At 69.0% G+C, this 18,092-nt stretch carries 8 protein-coding genes; 3 read left to right on the forward strand and 5 right to left on the reverse strand.

Annotation, left to right across the window (positions count from 1 at the left end):
- Positions 1–21 precede the first annotated feature (21 nt).
- The 5 genes from AC4D2C_RS00615 to AC4D2C_RS00635 form a co-directional block, all read right to left on the reverse strand.
- Positions 22–669 (reverse strand): hypothetical protein, encoded by a 648-nt coding sequence (locus tag AC4D2C_RS00615; protein ID WP_490911729.1) that lies wholly within the window; start codon positions 667–669, stop codon positions 22–24.
- 309 nt (positions 670–978) lie between these two features.
- Entirely contained in the window at positions 979–1,359 is a 381-nt protein-coding gene (locus tag AC4D2C_RS00620) for a hypothetical protein (protein WP_490911730.1), read from the reverse strand.
- An 822-nt stretch (positions 1,360–2,181) separates the two neighbouring features.
- Entirely contained in the window at positions 2,182–2,595 is a 414-nt protein-coding gene (locus AC4D2C_RS00625; protein ID WP_490911731.1) for a hypothetical protein, read from the reverse strand.
- A gap of 8 nt (positions 2,596–2,603) precedes the next feature.
- Positions 2,604–8,510, reverse strand: a complete 5,907-nt coding sequence (locus AC4D2C_RS00630) for a DUF6531 domain-containing protein (RefSeq protein ID WP_490911732.1) — start codon at positions 8,508–8,510, stop codon at positions 2,604–2,606.
- Between the two features lie 292 nt (positions 8,511–8,802).
- Positions 8,803–9,084 (reverse strand): pyrophosphorylase, encoded by a 282-nt coding sequence (locus tag AC4D2C_RS00635; RefSeq protein WP_490911733.1) that lies wholly within the window; start codon positions 9,082–9,084, stop codon positions 8,803–8,805.
- A 218-nt stretch (positions 9,085–9,302) separates the two neighbouring features.
- Between AC4D2C_RS00635 and AC4D2C_RS00640 the strand changes: the two genes are divergently transcribed.
- From AC4D2C_RS00640 to AC4D2C_RS00650, 3 genes are all read left to right on the forward strand, one after another.
- Positions 9,303–12,386: a hypothetical protein gene (locus tag AC4D2C_RS00640; RefSeq protein WP_490911734.1), complete on the forward strand. Its 3,084-nt coding sequence runs from the start codon at positions 9,303–9,305 to the stop codon at positions 12,384–12,386.
- Entirely contained in the window at positions 12,383–13,729 is a 1,347-nt protein-coding gene (locus AC4D2C_RS00645) for a hypothetical protein (protein ID WP_490911735.1), read from the forward strand. Before AC4D2C_RS00640 ends, AC4D2C_RS00645 begins: the two co-directional genes overlap by 4 nt.
- Positions 13,730–13,790: 61 nt before the next feature.
- Entirely contained in the window at positions 13,791–18,089 is a 4,299-nt protein-coding gene (locus tag AC4D2C_RS00650) for a type VII secretion EssC family protein (protein WP_490911736.1), read from the forward strand.
- Positions 18,090–18,092 lie beyond the last annotated feature (3 nt).

Here is an 18,092-nt window from a genome sequence, read left to right on the forward strand (position 1 = left end):
GCGATCACGAAGGCTCCGGAGCTATGTGAGCTCGATGAGGAAATGGTTGTAATCGGCGGAATTGAATCTCGCGTTGATCATGCTGGAAGTGTTCGCGTGCTCCACCGGCATCTGCATGATCACCTGTTCCGTGACGGTGAATCCCTTCTCCGCGGGAGGCGCCGTCGTCTCGTTCTCCCTCAGAGTGGAGACATCGTTGAAGGTGCTGACGTGCTCGTTGTCGCGATCGTCCACATCCTTCCAGTCCTTGTTCACCATCGAGAACTGGGTACCTCCCTCCGCGGGCTCAGTGCCGTTGTAGGTCCAGGTGGCCATGAACGTCACCCACGTCTTGCCGGGATCCGGGGCGACCTTCGAAAGGGCGGTATCCAGCGCTGCGATCTCCGCGTTGGCATCGAGGTTGACGCTCTCGATGGTGAGCGACCAGTCGCCGTCGGTGATCTCCTCACCGATGCTGTAGGGGTTTGCCAGCGTCCCCTGCTCCTCGCCGTCCGGCCACACAGCTTCCGGAGTGGGCGCTTCCACCGCTTCCGTGGACGCCTGCGTCTGCGGAGGCTGTTCGGCGGCAGCAGCACAGGAGGAAAGCGCGAACACAGCTGACAGGGCAAGCGCGACGCCGACGGCACTGCGGCGGGCGGACTTCTGGGGTGTCATTGTTTTGGAGACCATCATTTCACCCTATTCGACGTCCTTCTCCGGGCACTCCTGTGATGCTCCGTGTCGGATTCTCCATGCATCGCCGGCGGCGGCTCCACCTCGTTATGCAGAAAGCCGCTCCGCGGAATGGTGGAGACGACGCTCGCGGAAATGGCGAAAGGAGCGGAGCCGGCAAACGCGCGGTGTCCGAGTCTCCGGTCGGTCACTCCACCAGTCGGTACGACCGTATCGAGCCGACCTCGTCGAGGAGGCCGATTCATAACCCTCTTCATCGTTCCTGATCAGCCGACCGGACGGTCCAAGGAATGGCCTCGAGACGATCTATCCGGCGAGGAAGCCACCCTCGACAAGGATCCCTTGCGCGAACGCCCCTTGGAAGAAGACGCATACAGCGATGATGACAGTCCCGAGGATATACGACCCGACGCGGGACCCTTTCCGCATGTGGTGGGCATCAGGTTTTCTGCCTGCCCTCCACATTCCGAAGAGGACCACCAAGGCGGGAAGCATTGCAATCGGTGCCGGAATGCCGTTCCTGCCGAACCTGCTGCTGTAGGGCATTCGGGTGTCCAGTGGAACACTGACGAGAACGAAGGCGGCAATTCCCAGACATGCCACAAACGCGACACCACAGGAGAGATAGATGATCCTGGAAACCCTCCTGCCCAGGCGGAGGTCCTCCTCCGTAAATCCCTCAGGCACGGCCTCATCCCCTGCGCCAGGACTCACACTATCGCTCGCGATGGCGCTACTCCTGTCTCTTCGGCTACGAATTTCACGCTGTCAGAAAAGCCCCAGCATGAGCCCCGCCGTATGCGGCGAAGGAGTGCGTCCCCTCACCCGGGATTGGGCTCCGGGGCGGATGCTTCCGGGAAAAGGGGAAGAGCCGCCCCGCCAACTGAGCCGAATTCCATCTCGAGAAGACCGTACTCCTCGCCGGTGATTGTATGATCGACAGCGCCTCCGGCCAGGGACCCTCCCCTGCGATGGCGTACTGACTCATCCGCGCGAAATAGCCTGTTTCGGAACCGGCGAGGTAGCCCGATTCGGAAGCCAGTGCGCCGCTGACGAAACCACCTGCACCTTATCCGCCAGCAGCCTGCAGCCTGCAGCCTGCAGGGACCACTCGGCCTGCAGGGCCGTCAGGAGGTACATCCCCGCGTTGTTTTCACTTCCGGCCAAGCCGTTCGTCACGCCAGACCTCAGTATCTGCTGCCTGGGCAGGTGCGCACGTAGCTCACAGCGCTAGTACTGACACGAGAAACTCCAGAGACCACCGCCGAGGCGAAACGCGAACCGACACCTGCAACGGCCGCGCCAAGCGGATTCGCTTCTTCCCCGCCCTAGATCGTGCTTTCGCCCACCATGGTCGTCTCCTTTTCGACAAGATTCTACGAGCGAATTCAACTTCTTCGACGATAGTTCCGGCGTGGGTTCCACCGTACGCAGCCAAGGAACGGGACATCCAGCCCGAGTTCGAACCCGGCCGGGAAACAGCCGGCACACCAGAAAGTCCAAGGACGCCTAACCGGGGAGATAACCACCGGCTGTCAGGATCCCGCTTGCCATCACCCACTGGGCGACGACGCACGCCGAAATCATCGTGGTTCCGAGAATGTACAGCCCGGTACGCCCGCCCTTCGTCATCTGATGCGCATCAGGCTTTCGCCCTGATCGCCACAAACCGATCAGAACCAGCGGGCAGGGAATCATTGCGATCTGCATCGGAATACCGGTTCCACTCCGGTTGTATTTGCCGTCATACGGCATCCGCGTATCCCACGGAACGTTTGCGAAAGCGAAGACGGCAATACCCACACAAGCCACCAAGGCCACGATGCAGAAGGTGTCCATCAATCTGGAGGCTTTTCTCCCCAGGCGCAGATCCTCCTCGGTGAGCGAAGCCCTCAGAGCTTCCTTCCTTGCCTCAGGGCTCATGCCATCGCTTACCACGGAGCCGCCCCCGTTCCTCTTTCGACAAGTTCATTGCTGACGAATTTCACGCTTTCCACGATAGCTCCGGCATGAACCCCACCGTAGGCAGCCAGCGAGTGTGTCATCCAGCTGGGGTTGGAGCCCAGGTCGGAAGCCCCAGGGAAACGCGAAGTCAGGGCACCGGCCGAGCCGTCGAACATCATCTCGTATGCACCGTACTCTTTTCCGGTGATTGCGTGGTCCGCAAAGCCTCCAAGCAATGAGGCACCCGTCGCGACACCATATCCGGTGTACGTCGAAAGACGGCCGAGCAGAGGGCCTGCCATATATCCGCCCTGGGATCCCAGCCCGCCGCTGATGCCGCCGTTCACGAATGCACCGGTGGCACCCCGGAGTGACCAGTCCTCCTGTGGATTCGTCACGTAGTACATCCCTGTGTTTCCCGTAGCACCGGATACTCCGTTGGTGACTGCGGACCTGAGCATTTGCTGTCCCGGCAACGCCGACACGTAGTTCCCGACACTGGTATTGACACGGGAGGCTCCGGAGACCGTAGCTGAGCCTACTCGTGAGGCGACACTGGAGACCGCCGCGCCTGCCCGGGTGGCGCTCGAGGCCAGCGCCGAACCGGCACGAGCGGCTCCCGAGGCCACGGCGGAACCGGCACGACCGGCACCCGAGACCACGGCGGGCAGCACCCTCGTGCTCAGCATCGTTCCTGCGCGGCTTGCTCCCACACTGAGCGCACGGGCCCCGCCGACGGCCAGCGGGCCGGCAAGCGCTCCCGCCGCACCCACGGCACCGGCGACAGCCACCTGCCCCCAATCGACGGTGCCTTTCTCCGCCTTCTGAGCTGCGATCGACGATCCGCCCATCAGCAGAGCACCCGAGCCCATCATCAGGGCCAGCCCTGCAGGCCCGCCGACACCCGTGAACATCAGCGCAACGCCTGCCACGATCGCGGCCCCGGCAGCAACGTATTCCCAGTTGTCCTTCCACCAGTCTCCTGCTGCTGCGATGGCCCCACCGGCAGTACCGTCATAGGCACTGAGGTCCGCGTCGGTCAACGGCCGCAGCCCAGTGGGATCGGTCGTGCCCAGCGGGTTGTTGCCCGCGTACGCGTAGGGGTTGCCGTCCCAGCCCGCCCCCAGGACCGGGGCCAAAGAGTCTGGGGAGAGAAATCCGCGGGTGACCGGGTCATAGGCGCGCGCTCCCAGCCACTCCAGGCCAGCGATGTCCACGCCGCCGTTAGCGGTCAGGCTGACACCCACCGGCAACACCCCCGCCAGTCCAGCACCAGGACTGAATCCGGTGGCACCCGCACCCGCACCGGCACCGGCGATACCGCCGGTCATTCCACCGGGTCCTCCACCAGAGGCGGGTCCGGGTACGGATGGACTGCCGAGCACCGCCCACGGGTCAGTCTCGTCGGTAGGGCGGGCGGCCCGCCACCCAGACGCGGTCCACGCCTGCCCGATCCCGGTCACACCACCGGGCAGCGACAGCACCTGCTCACCGCCGTACTCGTCCGTGGTGGGAGTGATGCCAGTGAGAGCGGGGATGGGGTTCGCGCTGTCCCACCACAGGCGGGTGCCGTCGATGCCGGCGAGTTCGCCGAGCGCGTCGATCCACAGCTCGTGCCGGGACGTGGTCTCCCCGTCGGGGGTGCGCTCGCACGTGCCGGTGAGGTGTCCGGTGGGTCCCCACGCGTATTCGGTCCAGGACCCGTCCGCGCGGATGAGCCGGGTGCGCCGGCCCAACCCGTCATGGACGAACTCCACCCGGGCACCATCAGGGCTCGTGACGGCGACGAGTTGTCCTGCGCCGTCATACTCGAACACCCGTGATCCCGCCGGGGTGACCTCGCACAGCATGCGTCCGCCGGCGTCGTACTCCCACTCCGAGATTGCTGCCGGTGCCTCCGGCCCGCCGTCGGCAGCGGTGGGGGTGGTGACAGCAGAAATCATCTGTCCGGCATTGTCGTAGCCGTATCGCGTGACTGCTCCGGTGCGGGTCAGGGCGGTGATGCGGCCGTCATCGTCCCGGCCGATCAGCGTCACATCCACACCCCCGGCACTGCCCGGGGCCGGCCGGACACTCCGACCGTGCTCGGACAGGTTGCCGTTGCGGTACGTCCAGGCCTGGATGAGGTCTCCGGCGGTGATGCGGGTGAGGCGCCCGGACGGGTCGTGGGTGAACACCGCGTCGCCCAGATGGGGGTTGGTGACGGTGGTGAGCCGTCCTGCCATGTCACGGGCGTAGGTGGTGGTCGTGCCCTGGGCGTCGGTGAAGCTGGTCCGGTTCCCGTCGGCGTCGTACGCCCACGACAGGCCCTGCCCGCCCCGGGTACGGGAGGTCAGCTGCCCGCGCCGGTTGAAGGCGAGCTCGTGCTCCACGACCAGCCCGTCGGCGCCCTGACCGGCGCCGGTGTTCCCGGTGTGGTCGGTGATGACCACCCGCCGGTTCATGACATCACGCTCAATCGCGGCCAGGAGTTTCCCATCGACAGAGGTTGAAGCTTCCCGCCCGGCGGCGTCGTAGGTCCAGGTGGTGGTGTGTCCGTCGGGGTCGGTCTGGGACAGCTGCCGCCCGGCCGGATCGTAGGTCGCGGTCGTGACCCGACCCAGCGGGTCCGTCACCGAGTCGACCTGATCCGTCTGGGTGTAGGTGCGGGTCGTCACTCCACCGAGGGGATCGGTAACCTTGCTCAGCCGTCCGCGGGCGTCGTACTCGAACCGGGTCCGGCCGCCGACCCCGTTGATGGTGGAGGTGAGTTCCCCGGCCGTGTTGTAGGTGAACCGTCGGGTGCCGTACCAGGTGTCCTGCGAAAAGGTCAGCCGCCCACACGCGTCGTACCCGTACCGGGCGGTCCCGTTGCCGGGGGTGCGGCGGAGGATCAACCTGCCGCATGCGTCGTAGGTGAAGGACTCGACCTCACCCGTGGGCAGGGTCCGGGACACCACCCTTTGATCGGCGTCGTAGGCGAGCACGGTGGTGGCGCCGGTCGGGTCGGTGGTCTTCCAGGGCCGCCCGCATGCGTCGTACTCGTACCGGGTCACCGCCCCGGCCGGCGAGGTGATGGAGGTGATCTTCCCCGCCACGTCCCGGCCCAGGACGGTCAGCCCGCCCTCGCCGTCGAGGAGTTCAACCGGGTTGCCGGCGCCGTCGTACGTGGTCAGCTCCGCGAGCCCGTCCGCGCCCGTCACCCGGGTCGGGCGCCCGTATTCGTCGAAGCTGTAGGTCGCGGTCGCGAAGGCGTCGGTGATCGTCGCCGTCCCCGCCGTCCGGTCGGTGGTGGTGTCGGTGCGGACCCCGGTCGGGTCGATGACCGCGGTCAGCGCACCCACCCGGTCGTACTCGCGGACCCAGTCCTGCCCGGCCGGATCCGTGATCCCCACCAGACGGGACAGGGCGTCATGGGCGAACCCCCACCGGGCGCCGTCGGGCAGCACCGCCCCGGTGACGTTCCCGAGCTCGTCCACGACCCGCTCTATGCTGCGTCCCAGCGGGTCGATGGTGCGGACCAGCTCACCGTTGGGCGCGTACGCGAGCACGGTCCTGCCCCCGTCCGGGGCGATGGACGCCGTCGGACGCCCGGCCGGGTCGTGCTCGAACAACCACACCGCCCCGTCCGGGTCCTCACGGCGGACCAGCAGACCCGCCGCGTCATAGCCGAACCGGGTTGCAGCCCCGGAGGGGCTGATCGCTGTCACCGGGCGGCCTGCCTGGTCCCGGACGATCCTCGCAGTGTTCCCCAGAGCGTTGCGGGTGGAAATCAGGTCCCCGAAGCGGTCGTACTCGAACCCGACCGGCACCCCTAGCGGGTCGATGACCCGCATGAGTTGCCCGTTATCCCACTGGAGTTCGGTGCGCCCACCCAGGGGGTCCACGATCACCGAAGGGTTTCGTGACACGTCGTCGGCGTAGTCGTAGGTGACGACGGATCCGGTGGCGGTGACCAGGGTGGTCAGGCGGTCGTGCTCGTCCCAGCCGTAGGTCAGGTCCGCGCCCTCCGGCGTCACCGTCCGGGTCCGTCGGCCCCGCTCGTCATAGGCGTGGACCGTGACGGAGCCGTCGCGCTCGGTCAGGGACACCAGGTTCCCGTGCCTGTCGTAGGCCATGGACTGGCGCCGGTCCTCGGCATCCAGGACCCCGACCAGGCGGCCCTTGGCGTCGGCGACCCACGAGTTGGACCGGGTGCCGTCCTCGTCGGAGACGACCGTGACACGGCCCGGCAGGTACGCGAACCGGACCCTTCGCCCGTGCTGGGTGACCTGCAGGACGACCCGGCCTTGCTCGTCGTACGTGTTTTCTGCCTCGAGGACCCCGGCGGCGGAGACCACGGCGTCGATCAGGCCCTGCTCGTTCCATCGGTACGACCGGGTCCCCGTCTCCGTGGTCACCGCCACCAGCCTGCCGGTGTCGTCGTACCCGTACTCCAACCGGCGCCCGTCCGAGGACCGAACCACCGCCACACGCCCGGCCACGTACTCGACGTCCAGGAACCGGCCCCGCCCATGCGACACCCGCGTGACGAGCGGCGCACCATCGTCGACCGATGCTTCCCGGGTCACGGAGATGGTGCGGCCGGGCCCGGATCCGGTCCCGAGCCACACCCCGGCGAGGGAGTAGGCCCACCAGGCGCCCTGGTTGTTCCGGACCACCAGCAGCTCGGAGGAGCCCTTCGTGCCTTCAGACAGGTCAGCCAAAGAGTCCAGTTCCGTCAGGTCGGCGGTCGTGGCGGGTTCGCGGGCCAGCCAGTAGTTCTCCCCCACGGCCCGGTCCCACGCGTCCCCGGTGCGGGGGAAGTCGACGGCGCGGCCGTCGGCCAGTACCCAGCGGGCACCTTCGTCCGAAAGGCTCAGGTGCTGGTCCAGGATGGAAGCCCAGCCCGGACCGAACACCCCCGGCACCTCAAGACCCGAACCGAGCGAGTTGTACATCCGCGAGAGCACCAGACCCGAGGCGACCCCGGTGAACCCGAGGTCGGTTTCGGGTTCGATGAAGTTCCCGGTCGCGGTGTTCACCGGATCATTCGCGTACCCGCTGGTCGGCATCGCCCCCGCCGCCGCCGGCGGGTCAATGCTCAACGCCGACCGGGCAGCGCTGACCCCGGCCGCGGCCAGAGCCTCGTTCAACGCAGCATCCGACACCGTCGAAACGGCACCCTCGCCACCGGCTGCGGCGAACGCGTCAGCAACAGTGACCGCCCACACCGCGTCGTTCTCATTCGCCCGCAAATACTCGCGGTACGCGCTGATCACCCCGGAGGCCTCCAGGGTCCCCCATGAGCAACTCGACGCGAAGGAGGACAGGTGCGCGGACAGGGCGCCCGGGGCCGATGACAGACCCTCGTCCAGGCCACGGGCGTTGGTGGCGAAGGAGCGCAGGTGCTCCGGCCGGGCCGAGGACGTTCCACCCCCGTACCCGCCGCCACCGGGTGCAGGTGTCTGCCGGGATCCCGTGGACGCCGACGCAGGCGCGAACGACGGAGCCGCCCCCGGGTCCATGTTCGGTCGGTCCCCCTCACCCGCGAAGAAGTCCCAGCCCTTCTCGATCAGGTTCCGGTCGTTGTGCTCACGCACCCACTCGTTGTTCGCCCGACGCCGGGCGTCCTCCTCGTGCCCGGCGTCGATCATCTGCCCCACATACCCGGCCACCGTCCGCAACGCCGCAGCCAACGCGGTCGCGTCACCGGCCGCGGTCGTGGCGTTGGCCTGGAAGATCTCCGAGAACCGGCCCTTGAAATCCTCTTTCGCCGCCGTGACATAGGAGGCCCGCGTCCCCGCCTGGTTCTCCAACCGGGACGCCGCCGACTCGAACGCCCGCCGCACCGTTCCCGCCACGGAGTAATCGAACCGCCCACCATGGGAGGCATCCGATTCCGGCAACAACGGCATCTCCACGAAATCGGTCACGACCAACGCCCCCCAGGCAAAGAACAACAGCAAGAAAACAACAGGAAAAGCCATCGAACCCGCCGGGCAGAGACCCGCGCGGGACAGACAGAAAGAAAAAGGACCTACAAGAAAAGAGACCAGGAAAAGCAGCACCGGCGCGGACAACACCACGCACCGGGAAGAAAACCTGAGAAACCCCGCCCAGGGAAGACCCTGACCGGGGGAACCACCGTTTCCGTGGCGGTCCGGCTGACCGGGCCACTCCAACGAGTGGCGCGGTCAGCCGGAAGTCACCGCGAAAGGCTCGTGCTCAGGCGCCGCCGCCGGCGGAGAAGATGTCCTGGGAGATCTTCTGCAGCTGCGTCCGCAGCTCCTCGAGCTCCTGGCGGGCCTTGTCCAGGGCGGCTTTCGTCTCCGGCCACGTCGAACCGCGGAACTGCGAGGCCAACGGCCCGTCCCAGATATTCGGATCCGACAGGATCTTGCCCTGCGCATCCAGCGCCGAGATCTGATCCGTGAAACCACCATTGATGATCGACTGGACCTGACCGATAGCAGACTTCGCTTGCTCGGTAGACAACACACGCGACATGAAAAACATCCTCCCCAAGAGACCACCGCTTCAATGCCGGATAAGAGAATCACCAGCGAGCGGACGCACGCGACGCTACCAACACCTGTCGGTAAAAGCCACTACCAATGCAAAGCCCACCTCGGAATACCCGAAACAATCCCGTAGGAGCGCCGGACGAAGAATGTGTTTGCGCGTGAGTATGATGCTCAAGGCATCGAACGGAATTGGGGACGATCATGGCCGCACGGTCTCGCACGCACCAGCACAACTTCAGAGGCGGCATAGCGCCCAGAAGAGGGCTGGGTGCTGTCCTCATCGCCGCGGGACTGATCGCGACGACGTCCTGCACGCCCACCCCCGAGCCGGAGCCGGTATCCGACCCCGTCAAGCTCCTGCAGCACGTCCGCGTGGGCCTCTCTCCCGCCGCCGGGATCGAGACGATCGAAGGAACCACCATCTCGGTGGCCGCGACCGGTGAGTCCTCCACGGAGAACACGGAGTACAGCACTGCCGACACGGTGGGCGAGCTGCCGGTTCGGGTGAGCCTGCAGTACCGGGCCGGTGGGAAGTCCGGTTCCGACCTCGCCGAGCTGCAGGGCCACACCGGACCGGTCGAGATCGACCTGACACTCGAGAACCTCACCGTGAAACCTCGGGCCATCGAGTACGACGCCGCGGGCCAGACCCGCTCCGACACCGCCCTGGTGGGTGCCCCTCTGACGATCGCCGCCTCGACGAAGCTCGAGGGCGTACGGGCTGACGACGTCACCCCGGGTTCCGCCGACGGAACGGCCGGCACCAACGGCGTATTGAGCAGCACCGAGGACGGCGCCGCCGTCGTGCAGTGGGCCACGGTGCTGGCCCCGCCCCGCTCCGGAGCCAGCACCACGCTGCGCCTCGTGGCCGACGTCGAGGACTTCCAGGTTCCCGCATTCGATCTGGCGGTGCAGCCGGGCCTCAACACCGACCTCACCGCGGACGGCGTGGTCGCCGGCGCCTTCTCCTCTGGCAGCGGGTCCGAACTCGACCTGCAACGCCGCACCATCGCCCTCGTCGCCGATGTCAACATCGTGCTGACCAGGGCAGGAGCCACCATCACGGACGTCCGGCAGAACCTGGAGACGACCTCCGAGACCCTGGGTGTCGAGACTGCCGGTGAATTGCGCGACAACTCCCAGGCCCTGGCCCGGACGATGCAGGACCTGGAGGACCAGTTGCAGGTCCTCGGTGCGGATCTGACAGCCGCGACGAGCACGACGCAGTCCACCACCATGTCCCAGCTGCAGCAGACGGTGTCCGCCGTGGACTCCATGCTGGGCGATACTTCGGCCGCACCCACGACAATCCCGATCAACGGGGACGGCTGTACCGCCGAGGTGCCCAGGCCCGGGCAGACCGCCACGGTGTACTCCAGCATCCTGACCATGGCGGCGCAGCTCGACGCCTATGCGAAGGTCAGTGCTGACTGCCGGGACTCCGTCGCCGACTCCCTCAGGATCACCGTGGGGCCCGAGAACCCGACGCCGGAGGAGTGCGCCGCGCAGGGCTCGGTGACGTGCTCCCTCCGCGGCTCCGCAGTGACCGTCACCGCGGCACTGCTGGGCCTGGTGGCGGAAGGCCGCGAGCTCGTGAAAAACCTGGACTTGAAGTCGCTCCCACTGGCGATCAAGAATCAGAGAGCTTCCCGGGACGCACTGGAGCAGGTGCGCATCGACCTCGATGCGCTGCTCGAGAGCGCGGCGGCCGACGACGACTACACGTTGGCCCTCGCCGATGTGAAGGACGCCATCGCGTCCGCCCGTGACTCCGTCACCGTGACCCGCGACGCGTCCCAGGCTGCCCGTGACAGCATCGACGGGCTCCGGGACAGGCTGACGGCCATCGGCGACACCGCGACGGCCGCGAGGAGCGAGTTGGGTGAGGGCTCGCTCCTGGACGGGTCGATGATGCAGCAGAGCCAGCGGCTCGCCGATGAGCTGTGTGAACTGGCTGAAAAGGGCCGGATGTCCACCAGGGACGCAGACCAGCTGCGCTCCTACCTGACGGCCACGCCGTGCACGCCGATCGAACCCACACCCGAACCCACACCCGATCCCACCCTGCCGACCCCGACGCCCACCGGGACCGCCCCTACGCCCGGACCCACCGAAACCGCGCCGGGCGACCCCACACCTACGCCCACGCCCACGCCCACGGACTCCGTGCCGGACGTATCCGTGCCCACCTCCCCCGCGCCGGGCGACTCCGCGACGGACGAGCCGATCACGGGTGAAGCGGCCACGGTCCCCGCAATGGACAGGGTCATGCAGGTCACGGTGCTCCCTCCGCGGGACCTGCTCCAGCCCGTCGGCTTCCAGGATCCGCTGGACGTCCGGCTCCGCGATCAGGCGACAGCCTGGGACTCGGTCCTCGCCGCCGTCGACACCACGGACCCCGATCAGCAGATCGCCCAGGCATTCGATGCCCTGGACACCACGATCGACGACACCGACGCCGCGCTGGACGCGCTCGACGAGGCAGTCGCGGCGCTCGACACCGCCGCTACGAAGAACACCACCAGCACCCAGTCCGAGCTCGAGAACCTGAAGGACTCGCTCGGGAAGGCGATCGTGCCCTCCGATGAGATCGGGACGACGCTCGATAGGCTGCAGAAGCAGCAGGACGGACTCGGGGACAGGATCATGGAATCCCTCGGTGAGGTCTCGGTCGGGACCGCCACCGAGATCTACAAGGCCGTGGATGACCAGGTGCGCGAGGTCGCCGACATCGGCGACGCGGGCTCCGCGTCCGTGATCACCGCCTTCGACCGCTCCATCTCCGGGTTGAAGTCGACGTCGGACCAGGTGGTGACCGACGCCGGAGGGACGGTGGACAAGCAGCGGAACGAACTGAACCAGCGGGGCGACGTCCTGGCCGAGAGCCTGGACAGGAGCACGCAGGCCTCGCTCGTGAACATCGCCTCCAGCACGTCCGGCTCGACCCGCGACGTCGAGGGCGCCGGTGCCCTGCTGGCCTCGAGCCTGAACAACGTGATGCTCGACCTCGGCGACCGCACGGTGAACGGTTCCGGCCTCCTCGGCTCCATGGCCACCAGCGCAGCCAAGGCCGATACCGCCGACTTCCAGCTGGCCCTCGCCTCCCAGAATGCCGAGGGGTACACCAACATCCGCTCACGGGATGTGAACGGGCTGCTGCTGCGCCAGGCACAGTTCAAGGCTTCCCTCGCCGCCGTCGAGGAACTGCCACCCTTCCACCTCGAGGTGCCGGAGGGCGCGACCTCGCAGACCCTCTATACCCTGACGATCGGCGCCGGCATATGAGCTCGCGCACCAGGCTCATGACGCTGCTCGTCGCCGCGGCGGTCGTCGTCGTCGCGGCCGTGATCGCCTTGACCGTGATGCTGAACCGCCCCGCGGAGGCCATCCGGCCCGACCCGGTCGCCGCAACGGTTCCCGTGGCGCTGCAGGCCGAGGGCCTGCCCGAGGACGTGACCATCGGCGTCGTCCTGACGTACGGCCAATCTGGCGAGCCCGGCTCCGAGTACAACCGGGCCGCCCAGGGCGCGGTCGTCGCCGCCCAGCGCTTCCGCCAGGGAGGCGCCGCCGTCGCCCTGTCCACCCAGAACGACCGCGGCACGGAGGACGGCGCACGCGCTGCCGTCCAGGCACTCGCCGAGCAGGGCGTGTCCGGTGTCGTCGTGGCGAGCGCCGGCCCTCAAGCCCAGGCGGCGGCCCGGGCCGCAGCGGAGCTCGGCCTCCCGACGGTCCTGCCGTACGCGCAGCCGACGGAGGCCGCGCCGTCCCTCTGGACCACGGTGCCGTCCAGCACCTCCGTCGAGGTGGCCCTCCGGACAGCGGTGAACGGCAGGACCAGTGTGCTGCTCGTCAATGACGGCGGCACGACGTCCGCGGATGTACCGGTCGCGCAGACCCTCGATCTCCAGGACTTCGACGACGTGACGAGCCTGGCGCAGGAGGCCGCCATCCTCACCGGCAACCAGCAGCGCGCGCCGGACGACCCCGCGGGCGGCGGGTCCACCGGGGTCGCTGGTCTGGCGGACGCCGTGGTCGTCTCCGCCGCCACTCCGCAGCGGCTGGCCCGTCTGGTCCAGGCCCTGCAGTCCCGTGACGTCTCCGTACCCCTGATCCTGCCCGACGGCGCGACCGCCCCGGACTTCGCCTCCGCGCTCTCCGATCTCGACGGGACCGCCTCGGGGCAGCTGGTCGGCATCGCACCGTCCGCCGGCGACAGCACCGCCCTGCAGCAGGATGCCCAAGGGCGCGGGATGTCCGCCTTCCTGTCCGCCGTGCGCCTGGCCGCGGGCGACACCGACATCAAGAACCTGACCGGTGACGCCCCCTTCTCGGCCGATGCCTGGGCAGCTGACGCGGCCAGCCACGACGCCGTCGTCGCCCTGGTGCGGGCGGCCGCCCTGGCCGGCAGCGGTGACTCGTCGGAGGTCGGCGAGGCGCTGCGTTCCGTCTCGCTGGGCCCCGGCGAGGGGCTCGCCGGGCCGCCGCTGGACTTCTCGCGCCCCGAGGCGCTCACCGCCAAGGCCATGCCGGTCTACGCGTCCCCCCAGGACCTGGGCCTGCGCCCGGCGGACGAGAACGCCCCACGCCTCGTCTGGGTGCCGGCGCCGGCACTCACGCCCAGCCCCTGACCGAACCTCCCCGGCCCACCCTCCGTGGACGGGCCTAATCCACGACAGAAGGAACGCCACCGTGCGTGTGCTGATCGATCTGGACGAGCGTCGCTTCGAGTGCGAGGTGGCGCACGCCGCACCGGCCACCACGCTGGCGGACCTGGTGGAGATCGCCGGCGGGCCTCGCCTCGCGCCCGACGGGTCCGTGTTCGTGGACGAGACCGAGGTCCGCGGGTCCACCCCCGTCTCGGAGCTCGTCCTCCTGGAGGGCAGCCGCATCGCCCGGGCGCCGTGGCCGGCTCCCCTGCGCGTCCTCGACTGGAGCGTGACACTCGCCGGCGGCCAGCACGCAGGCACGGTGATCGACGTCCCTCGCGGTCGCGAGATGCTCATCGGCCGGTCACCGCACGCCGATCTCACCCTGCCCGCCGAGAGCGCGTCCTGGGAGCACTGCCGCCTTCGCCGGGAGGACGACGGCGTGCGGGTGCTGGACAGCGGCTCCACGAACGGCACCCTCGTGGACGGGGAGCCTGTGGGGGACGACGGCGTCCTGGTCCGCGACATCGCGACGATCACGGCGGGCGGGACAGTGCTCCTGCTGCGCCGGTCCCTCGACGAGACCCCGGCTCCCGCACCGGGCAGCCTGCACAACCTGACGCCTGCGGCGACGGCGCCCTTCAACCGGCCGCCCCGTCCGGGTCAGGCTCCGGCGGCCGACGCGCTCATCCCCCCGAGCCCCAAGGACGTCCCGCCCGCGGGCAAGTTCAGCTACATCAGCGTGCTCGCGCCCCTCGTGATGGCGGTGGCCATGGTCCTCATCCTGCGGGACCTCCGCTTCGCGATGTTCGCCATGCTCAGCCCGGTCATGGCCGTGGGCATGTGGTTCGAACAGAAACGCCGTCACGCCCGCGGCCTCAAGGACGAGGACGCCCGCTTCACCGGAGCGATCGAGGAGTTCGAGCAGCAGATCCGTGCGGCAGCGGAGACCGAGACCGCCCTGCGCCACCGGCTGATCCCCGACCCCGCGACCGTCGTGCGGCGCGCGGCCCTCCCCGCCACCTCCCTGTGGCAGCGCCGCGCCGACGCCGACGACTTCCTGGCCCTGCACGCCGGAACGGGGGACGTCCCGTGGAAGCCCCCGGTGGAGCGGTCGGGCGGCCCTCGCCTGCACGAGAAGGTCAAGGACTCCCTCACGGCCGCGCGCCTGCTGGCCGCACCCGTGCTGGTGGACCTGACCGACGCCGGAGTGGTGGGCATGGTGGGACCGCGGGAAGGGACCCTGGCGCTCGCACGGTCCCTCCTCGCCCAGGCCGCGGTGCACGTGGGACCCGCGGACCTGACCGTCGGCGTCTTCTGCGACGCCGGACGCGCCGACGAGTGGGAGTGGGCTTCCTGGCTCCCGCACACCCGCCAGGCCGGCAGCAGCACGGGCCGGCGGTGGATGTCCGATCACCGTGAGACGAGTCTCGCCATGCTCCGCTCGCTCAAGGACACGGTCACGGAACTGCCCACGCCGGCCCTGCTGGTGGTCCTGGACTCAGAAGTCCTCACCGAGGGCCGGGACGCCCCGGCGCGCGCGCTGCTCGGTATGGGCCGCTCCGTGCCCGGCGCCTCCCTGATGGCGCACCAGCGCACGTCCCGGGTGGCGGGTATCGTCATCGCCACCTCCGAGGAGCAACTGCCGGCGGCCTGCACCACCATCATCAGGGTGGGGGCGGACGCAGCGGCCACCGTGGAGCAACCGGAGGACCTGGTCCGCGTGGATGACGTCATCCTCGCGGGTCTCGACGAGGAGGAAGCCCTGCGCTGCGCCATGCGCCTGGCGCGCTTCGACGACCCGGAACTGAGTGTGCCCGGCGCCTCGCTCCCCGCACTCGTGCGGTTGCCCCGGCTCCTGGGCTACGAACGCCCGGACCCGGCCACCATCCGCCGCATGTGGGAAGCCTCCCCGGGGGTGTCGACGCCGATCGGCACCGACGAGAACGGGACCCTGACGCTGGACCTCGTCAAGGACGGCCCGCACGGCCTGGTGGGCGGCACCACAGGCTCCGGCAAGTCCGAGTTCCTGCGCTCGCTCGTGGCAGGCCTAGCGGCGCGCAACGATCCCACCCGCCTGAACTTCATCCTCGTGGACTTCAAGGGCGGGGCAGCCTTCAAGGCCTGCGAACGCCTTCCGCACACCATCGGCACCATCTCGAACCTGGACGAGCAACTGGCCGACCGCGCCCTCCTGGCTCTCGAGGCGGAGATGGAGCGCCGCCAGCGGGTCTTCGCGGCGGCCGGCGAGGGCATCGACAACCTGAACGCCTACCTCGCCACCAACCCTGCCGAACCCATGCCGAGGCTGCTCCTCGTGATCGACGAGTTCGCCATGCTGGCCAAGGACTTCCCGGACGTGCTGAAGGCGCTCGTCAGCGTAGGGGCTGTGGGCCGGACCCTGGGCGTGCACATGATCCTGGCCACGCAGCGCCCAGCCGGCGTCGTCAGCGAGGACATCCTCGCGAACACCAACCTCCGGGTGGCGCTGCGGGTGCAGAGCCGCGAGGACTCCAGCAACGTCATCGGTGTCCCGGCGGCCTCGGCGATCGGCCGGGCCCAGATGGGCCGGGCCTTCGTGAAGCTGGGCCAGGACGAGATCACGCCCGTGCAGACGGCGCTCGTCACCGGACGCGCGCAGGCCGGCGGGGGCGCGGCGGTGGATGTCCGCGAGGTGCACCGGTTCGGCGTCCCTGTGGCTCCGAAAGCGCCGTCGGCAGCCGCGACGTCGGACGAGAACGACCTCGACCTCCTCATCGATGCCGTGGTCGGGGCCAACGCCGACGCCGGCTACGCGCCGCCGCGGCAGGTCTGGCCCGAGGCCCTCGGCGAGCGCGTGGAGCTGGACGGGTTCCTCCCCGAGGGGGACGACGACGGCTTGGCCGAACCGGGCCCCCTCCACCTGCCGAGAGTGGGCGGCGTGCGGGGCTCCTCCGTGCTGGTGACGCTCATGGACGAGCCGGAGCTGCAGCGCCAGTCCGCGGCAGGCTGGGACCTGTCTGCGGGCAACCTGATGCTGATGGGCGTGGCCGGTTCCGGAACGACGACCGCGCTGGCGTCCATCGCGCTGTCCCTCGCCCGGGACACGGATCCGGCCGACCTCGACCTGATGGTCCTCGACCTGGGCTCGCGGGCCCTCGAGGCCCTGGAAGGGCTGCCGCACACCGTCGCCTACGTGGGATCCGGGGCCGGCGCCAAGGAGCAGCAGGCCCGCTTCCTGCGGCACCTGCACGGCGAGCTGGAACGGCGCCGCGCGGAGCCGGGCACGCACCGCCGCACGGTGGTTCTGCTGGACGGCCTGGCTTCCCTGCGGGACGAGCTGCAGGACTACGAGGGACAACAGCTGCTGGACCTGCTGTACCGTGCGTACGCCGACGGACCGGCGCTCGGGCTCTCCTTCGCGGTCTCCACCACACGCGCCAAGGCCGTGCCCTCGGCCATGAACGAGGTGACCCTCCAGCGATGGCTGTTCCGGCTGGCGGACACCTACGACTATTCCTCCCTCGGCGTCCGGGGCAAGCAGATCCCGGCCGCGCTCCCGGGCCGCTGCGTGGACCCCCGCACCGCGCTCCAGATGCATGTGGCCACGCCCCGCATCGGTGTCGCGGCCGCGATGGACCGGGTACGGCAGAGCTGGGCCGACGCCCCCGCGAAGTCCCGCGCGATCCGGCGCCTGCCCGCGGACGTCACCCTGCAGGACCTGGGGGTGGGACCGCAGCTGGACGCCGAGCCGTGGCGCATCCCGATCGGACTCCAGGAGTCGGACCTCTCCCCCGCGTTCCTGGAGATCTACGAGGGTGAGCATGCGCTCATCACCGGGCCCGCCCGATCAGGGAAGTCCACACTGCTCATGGCACTCGCCGCGGCCCTGCGGGGAGCAGCCACGCCCCAGGGACCAGCCCAGGTCTGGGGCATCTGCGACCGCCGCTCACCCCTGGCCTCCGCCGCCCTCGACCGCACGGCCGTCGGCGCGGACGAGGTCCCGGCCCTGCTGGCGTCCCTGCGGCTCGAGCGCGGCCCTGTGTTCCTCCTGATCGACGACGCGGAGCGCTTCGAGGACCCCGACCAGTCCATCGTGGGCATCGTGGCCTCCGGGAAGTCGGGGCTGTGCGTCATCGCGGCCGGCCGGGCCGCGGATCTCCGCGGACTGTACGGACACTGGACCAAGGCGGTTCGCAAGTCACGCCTCGGCGTGCTGCTGCAGCCGGACGTGGACTACGACGGCGAGCTGCTGGGTGCGGCGCTGCCCCGGAAGGCGCCGGTGGCGATGACCGCAGGACGCGGCTACCTCGGCGTGGGCGGGCAGGTAGCGCTCATCCAGTCGATCAGTCCTGCAGGCTGACCG

It is taken from the genome of Arthrobacter sp. TJ-240 (assembly GCF_058269195.1).